The following is a 19577-nucleotide window of genomic DNA, read 5'->3' as shown; positions in this document are numbered from 1 at the left end:
GGGAACCCCGGGGTTCCCCTCACGGCTTCTCAAGAATCCACCAGCACCAAGGTCAGCCGATGCGCCCCGGAGCCCATCGCCCGCTGCGCGTCCGAAAGCACGCTCCGCACCGCCAGATACGCCTTGGGCTCGGCCGCCTTCAACCCGTCCGACCCGGTCCAGATCAGCACGTGCTCGCCGGCAGGCAGCCACGACAAATCCGTGAGCATGTCGTACAAGGCGTCCAGATTCCGCCCGAAATAAGACGGGAAGGAAAGCGCCTCGCCGATCGCGTCCAGCGCCGACAGCTTGTCCAGCGTCCGCGTTCCGTCGACCCGATGCGGATAAGCCCCGCGCGCGAACGCCGCGTCCGCCGCGGCCTGCGCCGTCTCCCCGCTCACCGCGCGGGATCCACAACGACGAACGACGCGTAATGGTCGGCTGTGTAATACAACTCTTTCCCCGCCCCCGTGATCAGCCTGCGCGCCCCTCGGTCCGGGCTGCCCGGCGTTTTCACGGTGTATTCGTGGTAATAGCCGTTCTTCTCCGCGGGAAGCACCTTTTCCCGGTTCTGGAAGACGACGTCGTCATTGCGCGGATACGGGTAGGGCCCGCCCTTTTGGATCAGGTTCCAAGTGTCCTTCGCCTGCGAAGGCAGCGAGGACAGCGGTTTGACCGGCAGCTTGGAGTCCGCCCCCGGCACCTTCCCGGAAGCGGCGGCGGGAGCGCCCGACGAGGACGAGGGCGCCGGCGAATCCGAGGAGCCGGCGGTTTCCTTGACGAGCCACCCGCCGAGCACCAGCACGAGGAGACCGACGAGCGCAGCGGTGATCCGCCTACGGTTGACCATGGTGTGCCAGCTTAGGAGCGGCCGGGACCGTCGTCGTCACGGGCCGTGCCGAACCAGCGGCCGAAGCGTTCGACCAGCTTGTCGATGGCCCACGCGGCGAGCAGGCACAGCGGCACGAGCACCGCCATCACCAGCACGAACTGCACGGGGAACCAGGCTTGGGCAAGCCACAGCTCGACCCCGTCCCACCAGTTGGCCAGGCCCTCGAACACGAGTGTGAGCCTACGCGCGCTCGACTGCGCCGGGTCGGGCAGGGGAGGTAGGTTGCTGTCATGTTCGCCGTATACGCGCAGGAACCCAACGCCGAGTCCCCGCTCGATTCGCTGGTCGTCGGCGAGCGGCCGGAACCCGAGGCGCCCGAAGGCTGGGTCCGGGTGCACGTCAAAGCCGCCAGCCTGAACATGCACGACCTGTGGACCTTGCGCGGCGTCGGCATCAAGCCCGACCAGTTCCCGATGATCCTCGGCTGCGACGGAGCGGGAACGCTCGACGACGGCACCGAGGTCGTGCTGCACTCGGTGATCAACGCGCCGGGCTGGCAGGGCGACGACACGCTCGACCCGAAGCGCACCCTGCTCACCGAAAAGCACCAGGGCACGTTCGCCGACCAGGTCGTGGTCCCGGCCCGCAACGCGGTGCCGAAGCCGGCCGGGCTGAGCTTTGCCGAGGGCGCGACGATGGGCACCGCGTGGCTCACCGCGTACCGGATGCTGTTCGTGAAGTCGGGTCTGCGGCCCGGCCAGACGATGCTGGTGCAGGGCGCGTCCGGCGGGGTGTCGACCGCGCTGATCGCGCTCGGCCGCGCGGCCGGGTTCCGCGTGTGGGTCACCGGGCGCACCGAGGAGAAGCGCGCACTGGCCGAGAGCGTCGGCGCGCACCAGACGTTCGAGTCCGGCGCGCGGCTGCCCGAGCGGGTGGACGGGGTGTTCGAGACCGTCGGCAAGGCCACCTGGGGACACACGCTGAAGTCGCTGAAGCCCGGCGGCGTGGTCGTGGTGTCCGGTTCGACCAGCGGCCCCGACCCGTCGGCCGACCTGCAGCGCGTGTTCTTCCTGCAGTTGCGGGTCCTCGGCTCGACCATGGGCACCCGCGACGAGCTGGCCGACCTGCTCGCCTACCTCGACCTGAAGGGCATCAAGCCGCAGATCGGCACCGAGCTCCCCCTCACGGAGGCCCCCGCGGGATTCGCCGCGATGGCCGCCGGGGAGACCGCGGGCAAGATCGTCTTCACCCGCTGATCCTGATCGCACCGCGCTGGCCTCGGCTTTTGTTCGTCGAACGAGCCTGGGCCAACGCTTTTACCTGTTCTCCGGTGAATCGTCAACACCCCTGCTTCGCAATCAGATAGTGACCCCCGAAGTTCCACCAGAACTCGACCTTGGGCGGTTAACCTGGAGAACATGACCGCGACGCAGCGGCCCGCACCCGCCGACCGGGGCGGCCGGCACCCCAGCGACCCGGCGCCCGTCCGGGAGTCGTTCCGGCGCTTCGCCGGGATCCGCACGCGCGTGCTCGAGGTCGGGCCCGCCGTCGCCGAGGCGCCCGCACCGAAGCGCACGCGCCGCAAGGGCGCCGAGAAACCGCGCGCTCCGCGGCTCGTGTTGCTCCACGGGTATTGCGACAGTGCCGACACGTGGCGTCCGGTACTCGGAGAACTAGCCGCCGCGGGCATCGCCGCGATCGCCGTCGACCTTCCCGGTTTCGGCGACGCGCAGCCGCTGCGCCCCGGCCCGATGCTGCCCCAGCTCGACGCGTTCACCGCCGCGGTGGTGCGCGAACAGGCCGTGCTCGGCCCGGTCGTGCTCGCGGGCAACTCGCTCGGCGGCACGATGAGCCTGCGCGCGGCGCAGAACCACCGGCTGCCGACCACCGGCGCGGTGTCGATCGCCGCGCCCGGTTTCGTCGACTCGTGGCTGGTGCGCACGGTCGGGCGCAATCCGCTGCCGCTGCGGCTGTACTCCTCGCTTCCGTTGCCGGTGCCGGGTTTCCTGGTCCGCGCGGTCGCCGAACAGCTCGTGCCGCGGATCCTCTACGCCGACTCGCGGCACGCGGACGCGGGCCAGGTCCGGCGGTTCACCACGCTCTTCCCCGACTACCGGGCCACCACGTCCCGGCTCGAACAGGCCCGGCAGCTCGTCGCGGAGCTGGCCGACGCCTACCGGCTCGACCAGATCAAGATCCCGCTGCTCGCGGTCGCGTGCGGCAAGGACAAGCTGGTGACGGCCGCGTCCGGGCGGAAGCTGCACACCCTGGTGCCGCACAGCAGGCTCGTCGTCCGCGAGGACTGGGGCCACTGCCCGCAGCTGGACGACCCGGCCGAGGTCGCGGAGCTGCTCGCGTTCTTCGCCGCGGGCGCGGTCCGCTCGGCCGCGCGCCCGGCGCCCACGGTCAGCGACGTCGAGGACGATTCCGCGACTGGGTGACGCAGGGCCGCCGCGATCGTCACACTATGGAGTCGGTGACAGGCGCGGCGCCTCCGGGTACGGTGCCCTGCCAGGGCCCGGAACCCGGGTCCGGCGAACCACCAGTCTGAGGAGACATCGATGTCAGCTCCGCGCGGCGGCCCTAACCTGGGCTCCGGGTCCGGGATCTTCCGGCGGAAGCCGATCGAAACCATCGAGAGCGTCGGCGAAAGCGGCCTGCAGCGCACGCTCGGCCTGCGGCAGCTGACCGCGATCGGCGTCGGCGGCATCATCGGCGCGGGCATCTTCTCGCTCGCCGGGGCGGTCGCGAACAAGACCGCGGGCCCGGCCGTGCTGATCTCGTTCCTGATCGCGGGCATCGCGAGCGCCGCGGCGGCGTTCTCCTACGCCGAGTTCGCCGGCCTCATCCCGCGCGCGGGTTCGGCCTACACCTACGGCTACGCGGTGCTCGGCGAGATCGTCGGCTGGTTCATCGGCTGGGACCTGCTGCTGGAGTACACCGCGATCGTGTCCGTGGTCGCGATCGGCATTTCCGGTTATTTCAACGATCTGCTGGGCTTCTTGCACGTGTCGCTGCCGCACTGGATGTCCGGCGCACCAGGAACGGAACCGGCGGGCATCCCGTCCGGGTCCTACAAGGTCAACCTGTTCGCGGTGCTGCTCTGCCTGCTGATCGCCTTCATTCTCAACCAGGGCATGAAAAACGCGGCGCGCTTCGAAACGCTGCTGGTGTACCTGAAGGTCGGCCTGGTGCTGCTGGTGATCGTGGTCGGCGCCTTCCACATCCAGAGCGGCAACTACAGCAACTTCTTCCCATTCGGCCTGAGCGGCGCTTTCACTGGTGCGGCAACGGTATTCTTCGCGGTCTTCGGCTATGACGCCATGTCTACTGCGGCGGAGGAGTCGCAGGACTCCCAGAAGCACATGCCGAAGGCGATCATCTACTCGCTGGCGATCTCGATGGTGCTTTACGTGCTGGCCTGCCTGGTCCTGACCGGCATGGTGAAGTACACCGACATCAACCCGGAAGCGGCCTTCTCGAGCGCGTTCGCGAAGGTAGGCCTCGGCTGGCTGGGCGCGATCATCGCGGTCGGTGCGATCATCGGCATCCTGACGGTCCTGTTCACATTCCTGATGGGCGCGACCCGCGTGGGCTACTCGATGAGCCGAGACGGCCTGCTGCCGAAGTGGTTCTCAAAGACCCATCCGGTCCGCAAGGTCCCGTCCCGCATCACGTGGATCCTGGGCGGCGCTTCGGCCTTGATCGCCGGCGTGCTGCCCATCGGCGAGGCCGCGGAACTGACGAACATCGGCATCCTGCTGGCCTTTGTGGTCGTGTGCATCGCGGTGATCGTGCTGCGCTACAAGCGCCCGGACCTCCCGCGCACGTTCAAGACGCCCGGCATGCCGGTGGTCCCGATCATCGGTGTGGTGTTCTCGATCTGGCTGATCACGTTCCTGAAGCCGGAAACGTGGCTGCGCTTCGCGATCTGGTTCGTGATCGGCATGGCCATCTACTTCGCCTACGGCAAACGCCACTCCGCAATGGAACGCGGCTCCGGCGACGACGAGCAGGGCGAGTTGAAGTCCACTTCGGATTGACCGCTTTCGCCTGGTTGAGCGGGTTGTGATGCGGGGGACGCCTTTTGGTGGCGTCCCCCGCGTTTCTTTTTGTGCTGCTGGTGATGTCGTTCTGGGGCTCGTCCGCTCGGGGACTCGCGCGGTGTCCGTGCACGATCGGGCATCGTTCGCGGTCTACGAGCGCACTTCGTCTCCACAGCTTTCCGCGGCTGGATCACGCATAGTTGCTCGATCCGCTTCGCCGCCGAGTCAGCCCGCGAAGGCCTGACTGCTGAGGGATTCCACGGCCAGGAACTCCGACACGCGACCGGAGCACAGGAACCGGCCAAGCCGTTGTGATCCCCTGCCCGCGCCGCGGCGGGTTCTCCAACGCAACCGCCCAAGCCATCGCGACCCCGACCCTCCCCGCGGCAGATTCTCAACACAACCGGCAAGCCGTCGTGGCCCGTGCCCCGCCGCCAGGTCCTCGACACAATCGGCCAAACCGTCGCGCCGCCGCTACGGCAGATTCTGAACGCAACCGCCGGGCCATCGCGACCCCGGTCCCCACCGCAGAAGGCACTCAACACAACCAGCCAAGCCACCGCGAACCCGGTCCTCACCGCGGCAAATCCTCAACACAACCGGCAAGCCGTCGCGACCCCTGCCCCACAGCAGCAGACTCTCAACGCAACCGCCAACCCGCCGCGCCCTTTGCCGCGCCACAGCTGCAACCAGCCAAACCGTCACGCCCCTTGCCCACCGCAGCTGCAACCAGCCAAGCCGTTACGCCTCTTGCCTGCCGCAGCAGGAGCCAGCCAAGCCGTCGTGGCCCTTGACCCCGCCGCAACAGGCACTCACTGCAACCCGCCAAACCGTCGCAGCCCCAGCCCTCGCCGCCGGAGGTCTCAGCGCAACCGGCCAAGCCGTCGTGGCCCTCGTCCCCGCCACAGCAGGCAATCAGCGCAACCGGCCAAGCCGTCGCAGTCTCAGGCCTCGCCGCCGGAGGTCTCAGCGCAACCGGTCGAGCCGTTCCGCTGCCGCCTTTGCCTCGGTGCGCAGGCGGGTCATGATCGAGGCCGCCGAACCGTCACCGGCGAGGGGGTACGTCTGGCCAGCCCACAGCGACATCGCCTCCGGGTCACCGGCTTTGGCGGCCGCCCCGCGGACTGGCTTGCTCAGGTGGTGCAGTTGCGGGTAGGCGGCCGGGGCGTCGGCGGAGAGGTCGCTCAGGACGCGGTTCACCATGCCCCGCGCTGGACGTCCGCTGAACGCGCGCGTGAACGCCGTCGGCCGGCCAGCTTCGGCGAGTGCGCGTCGCTGGGTGTCGCCGGTGCCGGCTTCCGTCGCGAGCAGGAAAGCCGTGCCCAGCTGCGCCGCCGACGCACCAGCGGCCAGCACCGCCGCGACGTCGGCGCCGTTGACCAGTCCTCCGGCGGCGACCAGCGGCAGGCTCGTCCGCGCGCCGAGCAACCGCAGCAGCGCGAGCAGGCCGTATTCCTCGCCGCCGGCCGGGTTGCCCGGGTCGTCGGTGAACAGCCCTCGGTGCCCGCCGGCTTCGAAGCCCTGCACGACCAGCGCGTCGGCTCCGCGCGCGGCAGCGAGGTCGGCTTCCTCCGGGTTCGTGACGGTGACCGCGACCTTGCCGCCCGCCTCGTGGATCCGCTGCACCTCGGCGGACGTCGGCGCGCCGAAGGTGAACGACACCACCGGAACCCGGTGCCGCACGACGAGGTCGAGCTTCGCCGGGTACTCGTCGTCGTCCCAGACCGGTTCGCCGAGTTCGACTCCGTAGCGGACAGCCTCGGCGAGCAACCGTTCGCGGTGCGCGCTGAGGTCGGCCACCGACCGGCCGCCGGGGACGAACAGGTTCACGCCGAACCGGCCGCCGGTGAGGTCGGCGGTCTGCGCGATCCGGGCGTCCAGCGTCTCCGGGCTGAGGTAGCCCGCGGCGAGGAAACCGAACCCGCCCGCGTCCGTGACGGCGCCGACCAGCTGCGGAGTCGTCGGCCCGCCCGCCATCGGAGCCACGATCACCGGGAACTCGAGATCATCGAACATGTCCCCGAGCCTAATGCCGGACCGGAAATGCGCCGGGCCGCCGCCGCGTTGCAGAAGAGCATGACGGCAACCCTGGAACAGCTCCGCGCGCTGACGGTGCAGGAGAACGGCCTCGCCACCGTGGCCACGACCCGCGCCGACGGCACCGTGCACGCGTCCGTCGTGAACGCGGGCGTCCTGGACGACCCGGTGACCGGCAAGCCGAGCGTAGGCTTCGTCGCCGTCGGCGGCGCACGCAAACTCGCCCTGCTCCGCCGCAACGGCCACGCGACCGTCACGTTCCGCCGCGGCTGGCGCTGGCTCTCGGTGACCGGCCCGGTCCGCCTGATCGGCCCGGACGATCCCGACCCCGGCTTCCCGGCCGACGGCCTCCCGCCCCTGCTGCGCGAGGTGTTCCGCGCCGCCACCGGCACCCACGACGACTGGGCGGAGTACGACCGCGTGATGGCCGCCGAACGCCGGGCCGCGGTGTTCGTGGAGGTGAGCAAGATCATCGGGAACGGCTGAGCACTTCTCATGACGCGCACAACGAAGCAGGCCGTCCGAACCGTTTAGCTCCTTCCGGCGAGTACCTCGGGCACGACCCGGACGGGGAACGGCCGCTGCGCTTCGAACACCTCAGCTCCCGCTGCCTTGGCGACCTGGCAGTAACTGCCGTCCTCGTCAAGTTCGAAGGCAGTCAGTTCAGGCGCCGCCGGGTCGATCACCCAGTAGCTCGGCACGCGTAGCCGTTCGTAGAGCGCCTTCTTGGTGTTCAGGTCGTGAATCGACGTGCTCGGCGACAAGACCTCGACTGCAAGAACCGGCGGCACTGGAAGATCCTTGGCGGTGAAGTCCTCGGTCCGGCCGACCAGCACATCCGGCTGAAGTTCTATCCGGTCGCCCACATGCACAGCGAACGGCGCACCGACGACGAACATGTCCTCGGGGCAGGCTGCGTAAAGCACGCCGTACAACTGATAGCCGATCGTCTGGTGTCTCAGACCTGGCGCGGGGCTCACGAGGAGCGTCCCGTCGATGAGTTCGTAGCGACGGCCGTCATCCGGCATCCCCTCGAGGTCGTGCACCGTCATGGGCCCCGACCCGGGAGGATTCTGGATTTCCGCCATAACCGTCATGGTGCTCTCCTTTCCCTGTTCGCGCCAGAGACTCCCTGTCCGCAATTGAGAACACCAGCCACCACCGACAAAAAACGGCGGCCCCGGAAACCCGGAGCCGCCGTTCACCCGAAAGTGACGCTACTTCTTGTTCTTCCCGTTGTCCTCAGTGGACAGTGCCGCGACGAACGCCTCCTGCGGCACCTCCACCCGGCCGACGGTCTTCATCCGCTTCTTGCCTTCCTTCTGCTTCTCCAGCAGTTTCCGCTTCCGCGAGATGTCGCCGCCGTAGCACTTGGCGAGCACGTCCTTGCGGATGGCGCGGATCGTTTCGCGCGCGATGATCCGCGAGCCGATCGCCGCCTGGATCGGGACCTCGAACTGCTGGCGCGGAATCAGTTCCCGCAGGCGCGTCGCCATCCGGTTTCCGTACGTGTAAGCGGCGTCCTTGTGCACGATCGCGGAGAACGCGTCCACCGTCTCGCCCTGCAGGAGGATGTCGACCTTCACCAGGTCCGCCACCTGCTCGCCGGACTCCTCGTAATCAAGCGACGCGTAGCCGCGCGTGCGTGACTTCAGCGTGTCGAAGAAGTCGAAGATGATCTCCGCCAGCGGGATCGTGTAGCGCAGCTCGACGCGGTCCTCGGACAGGTAGTCCATGCCCAGCAGGGTGCCGCGTTTCGCCTGGCACAGCTCCATGATCGTGCCCACGAACTCCGACGGCGCGAGGATGCTCACCTTCGACACCGGCTCGTGCACCTCGGCGATCTTGAGCCCGGTCGGCCAGTCCGACGGGTTCGTGACGACGACCTCGCTGCGGTCCTCCAGCACCACGCGGTACACCACGTTCGGCGCGGTCGAGATCAGGTCGAGGCCGAACTCGCGCTCCAGCCGGTCCCGGGTGATCTCCAGGTGCAGCAGGCCGAGGAAGCCGCAGCGGAAGCCGAAGCCCAGCGCGACCGACGTTTCCGGCTCGTAGGTCAGCGCGGCGTCGTTGAGCTGCAGCTTCTCCAGCGCCTCGCGCAGCTCCGGGTAGTCCGAGCCGTCCACCGGGTACAGCCCGGAGAACACCATCGGTTTCGGTTCGCGGTACCCGGCGAGCGGTTCCGTCGCGCCGTGCCGCTCGGACGTCACGGTGTCGCCGACCTTCGACTGGCGCACGTCCTTCACGCCGGTGATCAGGTAGCCGACCTCGCCGACGCCGAGTCCCTTGCTGGCCTTCGGCTCCGGCGAGATGATCCCGACCTCGAGCAGTTCGTGCGTCGCCCCGGTCGACATCATCTTGATCTTCTCGCGCGGCGTGATCTTGCCGTCCACCACGCGGATGTAGGTGACGACGCCGCGGTAGGTGTCGTAGACCGAGTCGAAGATCATCGCGCGGGCTGGCGCGTCCGCGTCGCCGACCGGCGGCGGGACCTGCCGCACGCATTCGTCGAGCAGCTCGGTCACGCCCATGCCGGTCTTCGCCGACACGCGCAGCACGTCCGAGGGCTCGCAGCCGATGATGTGCGCGATCTCCGCCGCGTACTTCTCCGGGTCCGCCGAGGGCAGGTCGATCTTGTTCAGCACCGGGATGATGTGCAGGTCGTTCTCGAGCGCGAGGTACAGATTCGCGAGCGTCTGCGCCTCGATCCCCTGCGCGGCGTCGACCAGCAGGATCGCGCCCTCGCAGGCTTCGAGCGCCCGCGAGACCTCGTAGGTGAAGTCCACGTGGCCGGGCGTGTCGATCAGGTGCAGGACGTGGTCCTTGCCGTCCACCTGCCACGGCAGCCGGACGTTCTGGGCCTTGATCGTGATGCCGCGTTCCCGCTCGATGTCCATGCGGTCGAGGTACTGCGCGCGCATGGCCCGCTCCTCGACGACGCCGGTGAGCTGCAGCATCCGGTCCGCCAGCGTCGACTTGCCGTGGTCGATGTGGGCGATGATGCAGAAGTTGCGGATCAACTCCGGCGGCGTGAAGGTGGTGTCGGCGAACGTCTTGGGCGCTGTCACTCGGGCTGTCCTCGGGATGGTGGGGGATGTCCGTACCCCATCGTCCCATGGACCTCCGGGTGCGGGTGGGGGTCATCCCCGATGCGGCCCCGCTCGTCTCGTGATGACCTCGAAGCATGAGCACTTCACCCTCCCCCTCGCCGCCCGGCCCCGGCGTGCTCGACGCCGCGCTCGACCGGGCTTTCGGCCATCCCAGCGGGCTGCTGGGCAGGCTCGGCGGCAAGCTGATGGCGATCGGCAACGCCACGACCGAGCACCGCATCGTCGACCTGGCGCGCCTCGAACCCGACGAGACCGTTCTCGTCGTCGGCCCCGGGCCCGGGGTCGGCCTCGACGCGGCGAGCAAACTCGCCGGCGAGGTGATCGGCGTCGAACCCTCCCCGCAGATGCGCGACCTCTGCACGGACCGCTGCGGCGACCGCGCCGAGGTGCGCGCGGGCAGCGCGGCCCGGACCGGCTGCGCGGACGCGTCCGCCGACGTCGTGCTGACCGTGAACAACGTCCAGTTCTGGGAGGACCGCCCGGCGGCCTTCGCCGAGCTGTTCCGCGTGCTCCGGCCGGGCGGACGGCTGCTGCTTTCGGCGCACGAGAAGTGGCTTCCGGTGACGCGGCACGAACTGGCCGACGAAGCCGCCGCAGCGGGATTCACCGACCTGCAGACCTGGACCTGGGACCCGCCCGGATTCGCCGCGCTCGCCGCCCAGCTCCGGGCCGTGAAACCGGGCTAGCGCTTGTCGCGGCGCAACGGATGGTCCTCCGGTACCTCGACGAGCACGATCCGCAGCCCGTCCGGGTCGGCGATCCACGCCTCGTCGGTGCCCCACGGCTCGCGCCGGGCTTCACGCACCGGTTCGACCCCGCGTCCGGCCAGTTCGGCCAGCGTCGCGGGGAGATCGCGGACCTGCAGGAACAGATTGACGTCCGGACCGGGCCCCTCCTCGCCCGTGCCGACCACCTCGATCGACCCGCCGCCGGCGAAAAACCGCGTGCCGCCGGGGAACTCGCGCTCGATCGCGAGGCCGAGAGCGTCGCGGTAGAACGCGGTGGACACCTCGTGGTCGCGGGGGTGGATCAGCACCCGGCTGCTCAGTACGTCCATGGTTCCTGCCTACCCGAGCGGCTCAGGCGACCGCAATCGCAGCGATCCCGGCCAGCACGACCAGCGATCCGGCGAGGCGGCGGACCGCGTTGCGCTCGCGGAGCACGAGCCAGGCGGCGACCCCGCCGAAGACGATCGACAGCTCGCGCGCCGGCGCGACCAGGCTGACCGGCGCGATCCGCAGGGCGTACAGGACCAGCAAGTAGCTGGCCGGCGAGGCGAGTCCGACGATCAGCACCTCCCGCCGGTGGTCGCGCCACAGCCGCTTGATCTCCGACCGGCCGCGCGCCGCGGTCGGCGCGAGCAGGATGCTCTGACCGATCGCGCCGCCGCCGAAGTAGACGAGCGGAGGCACGCCGAGCGACGTGACCGAGTGCGCGTCCCAGAGCGTGTAAGCGGCGATGACGACGCCGGTCGCGACGCCGTAGAACACCCCCGCGCGGCGGGCCCGGGCGTTGCCGGTGCCGCCGCCGAGGCTGATCACCAGGACGCCCGCGACGACGAGGAACGCCCCGATCAGCCCGAGCACGCCCGGCCGTTCGCCCAGGACCGTGACGGCCACGAGCACCGACACCAGCGGCCCGGTCCCGCGAGCCAGCGGGTAGACGATGGACAGGTCGCCGACCTCGTATCCGCGCTGCAGCACGATCCCGTACGCCACGTGCAGGACCGCGGTGCCCGCGGCGGCGAGCAGCCAGGTCCACTGTGGACGTTCCGGTTCGACGGCCAGCGCGACCGCGATCACCGGGAGCATCGCCGCCGCGGAAACCGTGTAGTACAGCCAGACGAACCGCGGGCCGCCGGAAACCCGTTTGGCGGCAAGGTTCCACACGGCGTGCACGACCGCGGCGACGAGAACCATGGCGAGGGCTGTGGTGTTCATCCGGACCCCTTCAGGTTTTCAGCGCACGCTGAAGACCGGGTCCTCCAGGCTTTTGTCCCGTCAGATGAACGGCGGGGCTCTGTCTCCCGCCGAAGGTGCCGCTCGGACCAGGCCCGCCCGCCCTCGTTGTCTTCGCGACCCGCTCTGCGGGACCACGGGCAGGCGACGGAACCCTAGGCACTACCGGACCCCACCGTAACCGAGGCGGGGCCGCGGTGCCGAGCGTTTGCCTGCTCCGGGGCCGTCGGCAACGCCGCGAACAGGGCTGTTAAAATTTTCGACTGTTGCCGTGCGGCATTCCGTCAGGGAGGAAACCCGGCAGTCCCTCGGGACTGATCCGGAGCCACACGAACGCGGCAGCGACCTTCACCGAGTGAAAGAGGAACGCCTCCATGGCCAACATCAAGTCGCAGGTCAAGCGCATCACGACGAACGAGAAGGCGCGGCAGCGCAACCTGGCGATCCGGTCCTCGGTGAAGACCGCGATCCGCAAGTTCCGCGAGGCCGCCGAAGCCGGTGACAAGGACAAGGCCCTCGAACTGCAGCGCGACGCCGCTCGCAAGCTCGACAAGGCCGTCACCAAGGGCGTCATCCACGCCAACCAGGCCGCGAACAAGAAGTCGGCTCTCGCGAAGCGCGCGAACCAGCTCTGAGCGCAGTCTTTCCGGAAGGCCCGGCGGCTTCGGCTGCCGGGCCTTTTCCGTGTCCTGGGGACCGGCCCGGCTGTCCTCAAGGCGTTCCCGGAACCGGGACGTCAGCGGTCGCCCTTGGCCGCGACCACGTCGAGGACCGCGCGCTGCAGCGCGTAGTTCGCGTCGGCCGCCGCGCCCTTGACCTCGGCGTTCAGCCGCGCCACGACGCGCATCGCGGTCGCCAGGCCGTCCTGGCCCCAGCCGCGGGACTGCCCTTGCGCCTTGCGGATCTTCCACGGCGGCATGCCGAGTTCGCCCGCCATCTGGTTCGGGTTGCCGCGCCCGGCCGCGGACACGCGAGCGATCGTGCGGACCGCGTCGGCCAGCGCGTCGGCGATCAGGACGTGCGGGACGCCCAGCTGCATCGCCCACTGCAGCGACTCCATCGCGGCGGCCCGGTCGCCCGCGACGGCCTTCTCCGCCACCGCGAAGCCGGTCACGTCGGCGCGTCCGGTGTGATAGCGGCGGACCGCCCGCTCGTCGACGACTCCCCCGGTGTCGGCGACCAGCTGCGTCGCCGCCGAGGACAGTTCGCGCAGGTCCGAGCCGACCGAGTCGAGCAGTGCCATCAGGCCCGCGGCGTCGATCTTGCCGCCCGCGCGGCGCACCTCGTTGCGGACGAACGCCTCGCGCTCGGCCGGTTTGGTGAGCTTCGGGCATTCGGTGATTTCCGCGCCCGCTTTTTTCAACGCGCCCGGCAGCGCCTTGGCGGCTTTGCTCCGCCCGCCGCCGCTGTGCACGACCACGAGGACGATGCCGTCGGCAGGCGCTTTCACGTACGCGAGGACCGCGTCGGAAAGCTCCTGCGAGATGTCCTGCGCCGACTCGAGCACGATCACGCGCCCCTCGGCGAACAGCGACGGGCTCACCAGCTCGGCCAGCACAGGCGGTGTGAGATCGGACACCCGCATGCGCGTGAGGTCGGCCGTCGGGTCCGCGGCCTTGGCCGCGTCGAGGGACGCTCGCACAGCCCGTTCGATGAGCAGTTCTTCCTCGCCCGTGACGAGGTGCAGCGGCGCGGGTGCGGTGGTCACACGGCCATCTTCTCACCCGGCCGCCGGGCCGCCCGCTCCGGTGATGTGGGCCGCCTCCGTGGCACGAGCTGATCGGGATGTCGTACGGTGTAGCCGAGGACGCGCCCGCCGGCGCTCCGACAACCGAATACCGCTCATCCAGAGGGGCAGAGGGAACGGCCCGACGAAGCCCCGGCAACCGGCGTACAGCCTGTCATCCCGCGATCGCGGGGTAGCTGACGACCACGGTGCCAATTCCGGCCCGCTTCGGCGGGGCAGATGAGGAAAGGAACCTCGCGATGACTGCAGCCCTCAGCGCCACCTCCGCCAACAAGACGATCGACCTCGGTCCGGCCGTCGAACTGGTGTCGAAGGAAGAAGGGCACCGGCAGCCGCTCGCTCCGGAATTCGTCTCCGTCGAAGACTTCTCGCCGCTCGAGGTCGCCTACGACTTCGGCCGCGTCCGCCGCGAGGACATCGAGGCGGGCCCGCGCAACATCTGGCGTTACAAGAAGCTCCTTCCCGTCCCCTCGACCGTCGAGGAGACCCCGAACACCGAACCCGGCTGCACCCGGCTCGTGCGCGCCGACCGGCTCGCGAAGGAGCTCGGCCTCAAGCGCGTGTGGGTCAAGGACGACACCGGCAACCCGACGCACTCGTTCAAGGACCGCGTGGTCGCCGTCGCGCTCGCGGCCGCCCGCGAGTTCGGTTTCGAGGTCCTCGCGTGTCCCTCGACCGGCAACCTGGCCAACGCGACCGCCGCCGCGGCGGCCCGCGCAGGCTGGCGGTCGGTCGTGCTGATCCCGAAGAACCTCGAACGCGCGAAGATCCTCACCACCGCGGTCTACGACGGCGACCTGATCGCCGTCGACGGCAACTACGACGACGTGAACCGGCTCGCCACCGAACTGGCCGGCGAGCACCCGAAGTGGGCGTTCGTGAACGTCAACGTCCGCCCGTACTACTCCGAGGGCTCGAAGACGCTCGCCTACGAGGTCGCCGAGCAGCTCGGCTGGCGCATCCCCGAGCAGATCGTCGTGCCGATCGCCTCCGGTTCCCAGCTCACCAAGGTGGACAAGGGTTTCCGCGAGCTGGGCCAGCTCGGTCTCGTCGACGCCAGCCCGTACAAGGTGTTCGGCGCGCAGGCCACCGGCTGCTCGCCGGTCTCCACCGCGTACCGCAACGGCCACGACGTCGTCCAGCCGGTGAAGCCGGACACCATCGCCCGCTCGCTCGCGATCGGCAACCCGGCCGACGGCCCGTACGTGCTCGACGTGGTCAACCGCACCGGCGGCGCGATCGAGGACGTCACCGACGAAGAGGTCGTCGAAGGCATCCGGCTGCTCGCGCGCACCGAAGGCATCTTCACCGAGACCGCGGGCGGCGTCACCGTGGCGACCGCGAAGAAGCTCGTCGAAACCGGCAAGCTCGACCCGGACGCGGAAACCGTCCTCCTCATCACCGGCGACGGCCTCAAGACCCTCGACGCGGTCGAGAACCACATCGGCCCGAGGGCCACCGTGCCGCCGTCCGCCGCGGCCGTCGCCAAGGCGCTCGGCTACTGACGCACCGGCCCGGGGTCCGCCGCACTACCGCGGCGGACCCCGCGGCTCGCCCCGGCGCACCACCGCCGGTCCGCTTCCTCCGGGAAGAACGGCGGTGTCCCCGTCGATATCGGTCCGGGTGACCAGCACTCCCATCGTTCCGAGAACGTCCACTGTGGACTTGCTCGGATGTCCGTATCCGTTGCCCGCGCCGACACTGATCAGCGCCGTGCGCGGCCGCACCGCCGCGAGAAACTGCGGCAGCGAATACCTCGACCCGTGATGCGGCACCTTCAGGACGTCTGCCCGCAGGTCGACGCCCTCGGCAAGCAGATCCGCCTGCGCGGCCAGCTCGACGTCTCCGGTCAGCAGAACCCGGCCAGCCGCGGTGTCGGCGCGCAGGACGACCGAACTGTTGTTGATCATCGTGCCGTCCTGCAACGCCGGTGCACGGGTAGTGGCGTAGCGCGGACCGATCACCTCAAGCGACAGCCCCGGCCACTCCAGCCGCTGCCCGTCGCTCAACTGCACCAGTGGCACGCCGCGACGCCGCGCTTCGCCGGAGACCGACTGCCACGCCCACGCGGGCGCACGCCCTGGCCCTACCGCGATCGCCCCGACCGCCCGTCCGTCGAATACCGAGGCGAGACCGCCGATGTGGTCCGCGTGCAGGTGACTCAGCACAAGCAACGGCACCCGTTCGACGCCCAGCCTCCGCAGGCATTCATCGACCGGCCCTGGCTCCGGCCCGGTGTCGACGACCACGGCGCGACCAGGCTCGGCCGTGGCCAGGACGACCGCATCTCCTTGTCCGACATCGCATTCCACCATCGCCCAGCCGTCCGGCGGCCAGCCAGGCACCAAGACTTTGGCCGGCACGACTGTCAGCAGCACGACGACCAGTCCGATCGCCACTAGCAGCCGCAGCCGGCGAAACCGCGCCGCCACCACGATTGCGACCAGCAGGACCGCCGCGCACAATCCTCCCCACCAGCCTCCGGGCCACGAGAGCGCCGCGCCCGGCGCTCTCGCGCCATGCCGGGCGACGGTGATCAGCCATCGGGCTTCCGGATCCGCTAGATGGATCAGCAGATGCCCCGCACCTGGCCACCACGGGCCGACGACCGTTGCCAGCACTCCCAGCACGGTGACCGGCGCGACCACTGGTGCCGCAAGAACATTGGTCACGACCGAAACCAGGCTGACCGTGCCCGCCATTCCGGCGATGACGGGAGCGGTGACCACGAACGCGGCTAGCGGCACGGCTAGCCCTTCGGCGTAACCGGGCGGGACTCCCCGCCGCACCAACGAATCTGCCCAGCGCGGCGCGAGCAGCACCAGCCCTGCCGTGGCGAGAACCGAAAGAGCGAAACCGAAATTGCCCGCCATCGTCGGATCCCACGCCACCAGTACACAAACGGCGAAGGCCAATGCGGGCAACGCTGAACCACGCCGTCCCAGGGCCAGCGCGAGCAGGCCGATGCCGCCCATTACGCCAGCCCGCACCACACTCGGTTCAGGACCCACCAGGACGAGAAATCCCACTAGGCAGGCACCAGCCGCTGTTGCGGAAAATCTCGGACCTGCTCGGACCAACCGGCACAGCAGCAGTACGGCTCCGCCGATGATTACAAGGTTGCCACCGCTCACTGCCATCAAGTGGGTGAGTCCGGAGGCTTTGAACTCACCTTCGACCCGTTGCGGCAACGCGCTCGTGTCGCCTAGCACCAGTCCGGGCAGGAGGCCCGCGGGTTCCTCCGGCAGGATCGCGCACAGCGAATGCAAGCTGTTCCGCAGAGCTGCGGCGGCTTGCTGCCACCACGGTGCCGGACCGATATCCGCTGGCGCGGCCCGCACGGAGAGGACTGCTGCGGTTAGTTCGCCGCCGCGTGCGGGCAGGAGACGACCGGATGTCGTCACCTCCTGGCCGGGCAGCAGACGATTCCATTCCGCGACCGGTGCCAGCAACAGAACCCGGCCGGTCGATTCGACTGGCAGACCGTCCACTGTGGCCGTTGCGACTCGGGCCGGGATCGCCACTGACCGGGTTCCCGCCTGTTGGTCGGCGTATCCGGCTTGGTGGATCGGCCGCGGGCGCTCGCTGATCTCGACCCGCAGCGTCGCTGTGACGCCATGTGCGGCAGCGGCTCCCAACGGGTCGGATGATGCGTCGTGGATCCGCAGAGCGGTTGGCACTGCGGCAATGAGTCCGACCAGCAGCAGCGCTCCCCCGGCACCGAGGTATCTGGCACGGCCGCGCACTAGAAGCACTGCCGCGCCGATCACCGCTACGGCACCGATCGCTGTCGCGATCCACCAGCCGAGTTGCAGTCCGGCGAGGGTGGCCACCCATCCGGCGACAGCAGCGGGGACGAGACGGAAATCGTGGTCGCGCCGGGCCGTTTCCTCGGTTTCCAGCTTCATCCGACGGTCACCTGCTCGCGGATTTTTTGGAACTTGCTCTCGCCAATGCCGTCCACGTCGCGGAGTTGTTCGACGCTCGAGAATCCGCCGTGCTGGGTGCGCCAGTCGGTGATGCGCCGGGCGGTGACCTCGCCGACGCCCGGGAGACTGTCGAGTTGTTCGGCGGTCGCGGAGTTCAGGTCGATCTTGCTGGCTGCGGCTCCTGAACCGACCGGTGCCGCTTGCGCGGCTGGGACGCCGACCGCCAGCTGCTCGCCGTCGGTGAGTCTGCGGGCGAGGTTCAGCGTGGTCAGGTCGACGCCCGGGTTGGCACCGCCGGCCGCGCGGAGGGCGTCGGCGACGCGGGAACCCGACGGCACGGTGACTAGCCCTGGCGAGCGCACGTGGCCGACCACGCTGATTACCAGATTCTCGTTCGTCTTCGACGCGTGCGGCACCTGCGCACGGGCAGTCGGGAGCGGCGGGGCGATCTCGGCTGCGGGCGAGCGGCCGAAGATGGCCAGGCCTCCGGCAATGACGGCGGCGGCTGCCAGCAATGCCAGGGCGAAGATCATTCCCCGGCGGCCCAGGAAGCCGGGCAGGCCGGTCGAACCGGGGAGCCAGCGCCGGGTCAGGCGATGCTCGATGTGTTCTGGCAGCCAGCTGCGGACCAGTTTGCCGCCGGGCAAGGAGCTTTCCGGCGGGGGTGGGTTGTCGGCCAGTGCAGACAACCGGGCTTTGCGACCCGTGGGCCGCAAGAGCGGCGTACCGTCCGCCAGCTGGCCGCCCAGTAGCGGTGCACTGTCAGCAACTGCAGCTTCCGGACCTGCTGCGCGAGAGTGCCGCCTTGAGTGGACCGCCGCGCCGTCCATGCCTGTGGGCAGGCGAGGATCCGGTTCCCCGCCGGGCACCTCCTGGCTGTCTGCAGTTGCCGACACACTCGCCCGGCTGCGCGCCGACCGGCCCGCACGGCCGAGGGGCAGCCAGCGGCGGACCGGCCCGCTGCCGGGTCCGCTGAGGTGCGGGACCGCGGCCAGCTGGTCGGCCAGCCAGGTGAGCCTGACGTTGACGGGAGTGCCCTGGTCTCGGGCGGAGGGCTCGAACACACGATCGACGCTAGGCGTCGGCCGGTCCGACTGCGAGCGGGTTCCGCGCGATCTGTGGACAACCCGCCCCTTGGGGACAACTCGGCCTTCAGCTCAGGTGCCGCGCCGGATTTTGTCGGGGCACGCGGTCATACTGGCGGGTTTGGCGCGCGGCACCGGTGATCGAAAAGCGTTCGCGTCCGGCGCGCTCGTCCGCCAGCACCCGGTCTCCGGTCTGCAACCGGATGATTCCCGTTGACTGGCGAGGAAAAGCCGAGACCCGAAGCGCGGTCGAAGACCGGATGGGCGCGCTCGAACAGACCCGCGCGCGACTGCTCGCCGAGCGGTTGCGCTTCAAGTGGCGGCCACGGACTCCGGTCGCGCCGCCGCAAACCGCCTGGTCTTCCGAGAGATCCGCGGCTTGGACGGAACGCTCGACGCGCACAGCCGCGACGACCTGACCCGGATGTCCGCCCGTGCAGCGGTAATCCGGCACTACGAGGACGAATTGGCGCCCTACCGCATGGCGAGTCGCCACGCTGCCCGAGCATCGCGGCAATGGCTACCTCGGCGAAATTCTCGCCGAGGGCACCAGAATTCTTGCTGCACAAGACGTTCCTCGCATCCGAACGGCGACACATCTCGGCAACGTCCCGATGGCGAACGCGTTCCGGCGCGCCGGATACCTCACCTTCGAGCGCACGATCACGATGTCTTGGCCGTGATTCGAGTGGAGGCTTGGGAACGCGCGGTCGCCCACGTCGCCACGATGGCGGCTGGTGGGCCAGCGGAACCGTCGTAGCGGGAGTTCACCGCACTCGGTGCCGAACTCGCCGAGGAAGGGCGTCTCGATCCACGAATACTCGGGAAAGCCGCTGGCCACGACGAGCAAGACC

General features: G+C 69.6%; 19 protein-coding genes and 1 riboswitch. Of the genes, 7 read left to right on the top strand and 12 right to left on the bottom strand.

The window, feature by feature from the left end; genetic code table 11:
- Positions 1-29 precede the first annotated feature (29 nt).
- From EIZ44_RS32710 to EIZ44_RS32700, 3 genes are read right to left on the bottom strand one after another with little or no spacing between them, the layout of a single operon-like run.
- Positions 30-380 (bottom strand): barstar family protein, encoded by a 351-nt coding sequence (locus EIZ44_RS32710; protein ID WP_037813689.1) that lies wholly within the window; start codon positions 378-380, stop codon positions 30-32.
- Positions 377-829, bottom strand: a complete 453-nt coding sequence (locus EIZ44_RS32705; protein ID WP_134663027.1) for a guanyl-specific ribonuclease — start codon at positions 827-829, stop codon at positions 377-379. The genes EIZ44_RS32710 and EIZ44_RS32705 overlap by 4 nt, the downstream gene beginning before the upstream one ends.
- Before the next feature lie 11 nt (positions 830-840).
- Entirely contained in the window at positions 841-1041 is a 201-nt protein-coding gene (locus EIZ44_RS32700; protein ID WP_037813693.1) for a hypothetical protein, read from the bottom strand.
- 60 nt (positions 1042-1101) lie between these two features.
- On the opposite strand from EIZ44_RS32700, the gene EIZ44_RS32695 reads away from it, so the two are divergent.
- The 3 genes from EIZ44_RS32695 to EIZ44_RS32685 all read left to right on the top strand — a co-directional run bounded on the left by EIZ44_RS32695 (position 1102) and on the right by EIZ44_RS32685 (position 4854).
- Positions 1102-2067: a zinc-binding dehydrogenase gene (locus EIZ44_RS32695; RefSeq protein WP_037813695.1), complete on the top strand. Its 966-nt coding sequence runs from the start codon at positions 1102-1104 to the stop codon at positions 2065-2067.
- A 162-nt stretch (positions 2068-2229) separates the two neighbouring features.
- Entirely contained in the window at positions 2230-3252 is a 1023-nt protein-coding gene (locus EIZ44_RS32690) for an alpha/beta fold hydrolase (RefSeq protein WP_134732990.1), read from the top strand.
- Positions 3253-3372: 120 nt separating this feature from the next.
- Complete coding sequence (locus EIZ44_RS32685) at positions 3373-4854, top strand: amino acid permease (RefSeq protein ID WP_134732988.1); 1482 nt, start codon at positions 3373-3375, stop codon at positions 4852-4854.
- A gap of 969 nt (positions 4855-5823) precedes the next feature.
- Here the strand turns inward: EIZ44_RS32685 and EIZ44_RS32680 are convergent.
- The gene (locus EIZ44_RS32680) at positions 5824-6873 is read right to left on the bottom strand and encodes an NAD(P)H-dependent flavin oxidoreductase (protein WP_134732986.1); all 1050 of its coding nucleotides are present in this window, start codon (positions 6871-6873) and stop codon (positions 5824-5826) included.
- Between the two features lie 60 nt (positions 6874-6933).
- On the opposite strand from EIZ44_RS32680, the gene EIZ44_RS32675 reads away from it, so the two are divergent.
- Positions 6934-7380 carry a pyridoxamine 5'-phosphate oxidase family protein gene (locus EIZ44_RS32675; protein WP_134733049.1) on the top strand — a complete coding sequence of 149 codons (447 nt, stop codon included), beginning with the start codon at positions 6934-6936 and terminating at the stop codon, positions 7378-7380.
- Between the two features lie 44 nt (positions 7381-7424).
- Here EIZ44_RS32675 and EIZ44_RS32670 read toward each other — a convergent pair whose 3' ends face one another.
- Both EIZ44_RS32670 and lepA read right to left on the bottom strand, forming a co-directional pair.
- Positions 7425-7991 (bottom strand): Uma2 family endonuclease, encoded by a 567-nt coding sequence (locus EIZ44_RS32670; RefSeq protein ID WP_037813701.1) that lies wholly within the window; start codon positions 7989-7991, stop codon positions 7425-7427.
- 120 nt (positions 7992-8111) lie between these two features.
- The gene (gene lepA, locus EIZ44_RS32665; protein ID WP_037813702.1) at positions 8112-9962 is read right to left on the bottom strand and encodes a translation elongation factor 4; all 1851 of its coding nucleotides are present in this window, start codon (positions 9960-9962) and stop codon (positions 8112-8114) included.
- Positions 9963-10078: 116 nt separating this feature from the next.
- On the opposite strand from lepA, the gene EIZ44_RS32660 reads away from it, so the two are divergent.
- Complete coding sequence (locus EIZ44_RS32660) at positions 10079-10690, top strand: class I SAM-dependent methyltransferase (RefSeq protein ID WP_037813703.1); 612 nt, start codon at positions 10079-10081, stop codon at positions 10688-10690.
- Here the strand turns inward: EIZ44_RS32660 and EIZ44_RS32655 are convergent.
- The gene (locus EIZ44_RS32655) at positions 10687-11061 is read right to left on the bottom strand and encodes a VOC family protein (protein WP_037813704.1); all 375 of its coding nucleotides are present in this window, start codon (positions 11059-11061) and stop codon (positions 10687-10689) included. The genes EIZ44_RS32660 and EIZ44_RS32655 overlap by 4 nt on opposite strands.
- A 22-nt stretch (positions 11062-11083) precedes the next feature.
- Positions 11084-11944, bottom strand: a complete 861-nt coding sequence (locus EIZ44_RS32650) for a DMT family transporter (protein ID WP_037813707.1) — start codon at positions 11942-11944, stop codon at positions 11084-11086.
- Positions 11945-12336: 392 nt separating this feature from the next.
- Here EIZ44_RS32650 and rpsT point away from each other — a divergent pair, with 392 nt between their 5' ends.
- Positions 12337-12597, top strand: a complete 261-nt coding sequence (gene rpsT / locus EIZ44_RS32645; RefSeq protein WP_009081037.1) for a 30S ribosomal protein S20 — start codon at positions 12337-12339, stop codon at positions 12595-12597.
- 101 nt (positions 12598-12698) lie between these two features.
- On the opposite strand, the gene holA is transcribed toward rpsT, so the two are convergent.
- Positions 12699-13670 (bottom strand): DNA polymerase III subunit delta, encoded by a 972-nt coding sequence (gene holA, locus EIZ44_RS32640; RefSeq protein ID WP_037813709.1) that lies wholly within the window; start codon positions 13668-13670, stop codon positions 12699-12701.
- 131 nt (positions 13671-13801) lie between these two features.
- A riboswitch (SAM riboswitch) is annotated at positions 13802-13935 on the top strand.
- Positions 13936-13948: 13 nt separating this feature from the next.
- On the opposite strand from holA, the gene thrC reads away from it, so the two are divergent.
- On the top strand, positions 13949-15214 hold the full coding sequence (gene thrC, locus EIZ44_RS32635; protein WP_134663031.1) for a threonine synthase: 1266 nt from the start codon (positions 13949-13951) through the stop codon (positions 15212-15214).
- A 24-nt stretch (positions 15215-15238) separates the two neighbouring features.
- Here the strand turns inward: thrC and EIZ44_RS32630 are convergent, their stop codons facing one another.
- The 3 genes from EIZ44_RS32630 to EIZ44_RS32615 form a co-directional block, all read right to left on the bottom strand.
- Positions 15239-17617 (bottom strand): ComEC/Rec2 family competence protein, encoded by a 2379-nt coding sequence (locus EIZ44_RS32630; RefSeq protein WP_134663032.1) that lies wholly within the window; start codon positions 17615-17617, stop codon positions 15239-15241.
- Positions 17614-18327 carry a ComEA family DNA-binding protein gene (locus EIZ44_RS32625; protein WP_370318227.1) on the bottom strand — a complete coding sequence of 238 codons (714 nt, stop codon included), beginning with the start codon at positions 18325-18327 and terminating at the stop codon, positions 17614-17616. The genes EIZ44_RS32630 and EIZ44_RS32625 overlap by 4 nt, the downstream gene beginning before the upstream one ends.
- 463 nt (positions 18328-18790) lie before the next feature.
- Positions 18791-19177: a hypothetical protein gene (locus EIZ44_RS32615; protein ID WP_134732984.1), complete on the bottom strand. Its 387-nt coding sequence runs from the start codon at positions 19175-19177 to the stop codon at positions 18791-18793.
- Between the last annotated feature and the right edge of the window lie 400 nt (positions 19178-19577).

This window comes from Amycolatopsis nivea, assembly GCF_004522235.1.
Lineage (GTDB): Bacteria > Actinomycetota > Actinomycetes > Mycobacteriales > Pseudonocardiaceae > Amycolatopsis > Amycolatopsis nivea.
The sequence above is the reverse complement of the archived record's forward strand: the minus strand, read 5'-3'. Positions and strand labels throughout refer to the sequence as shown.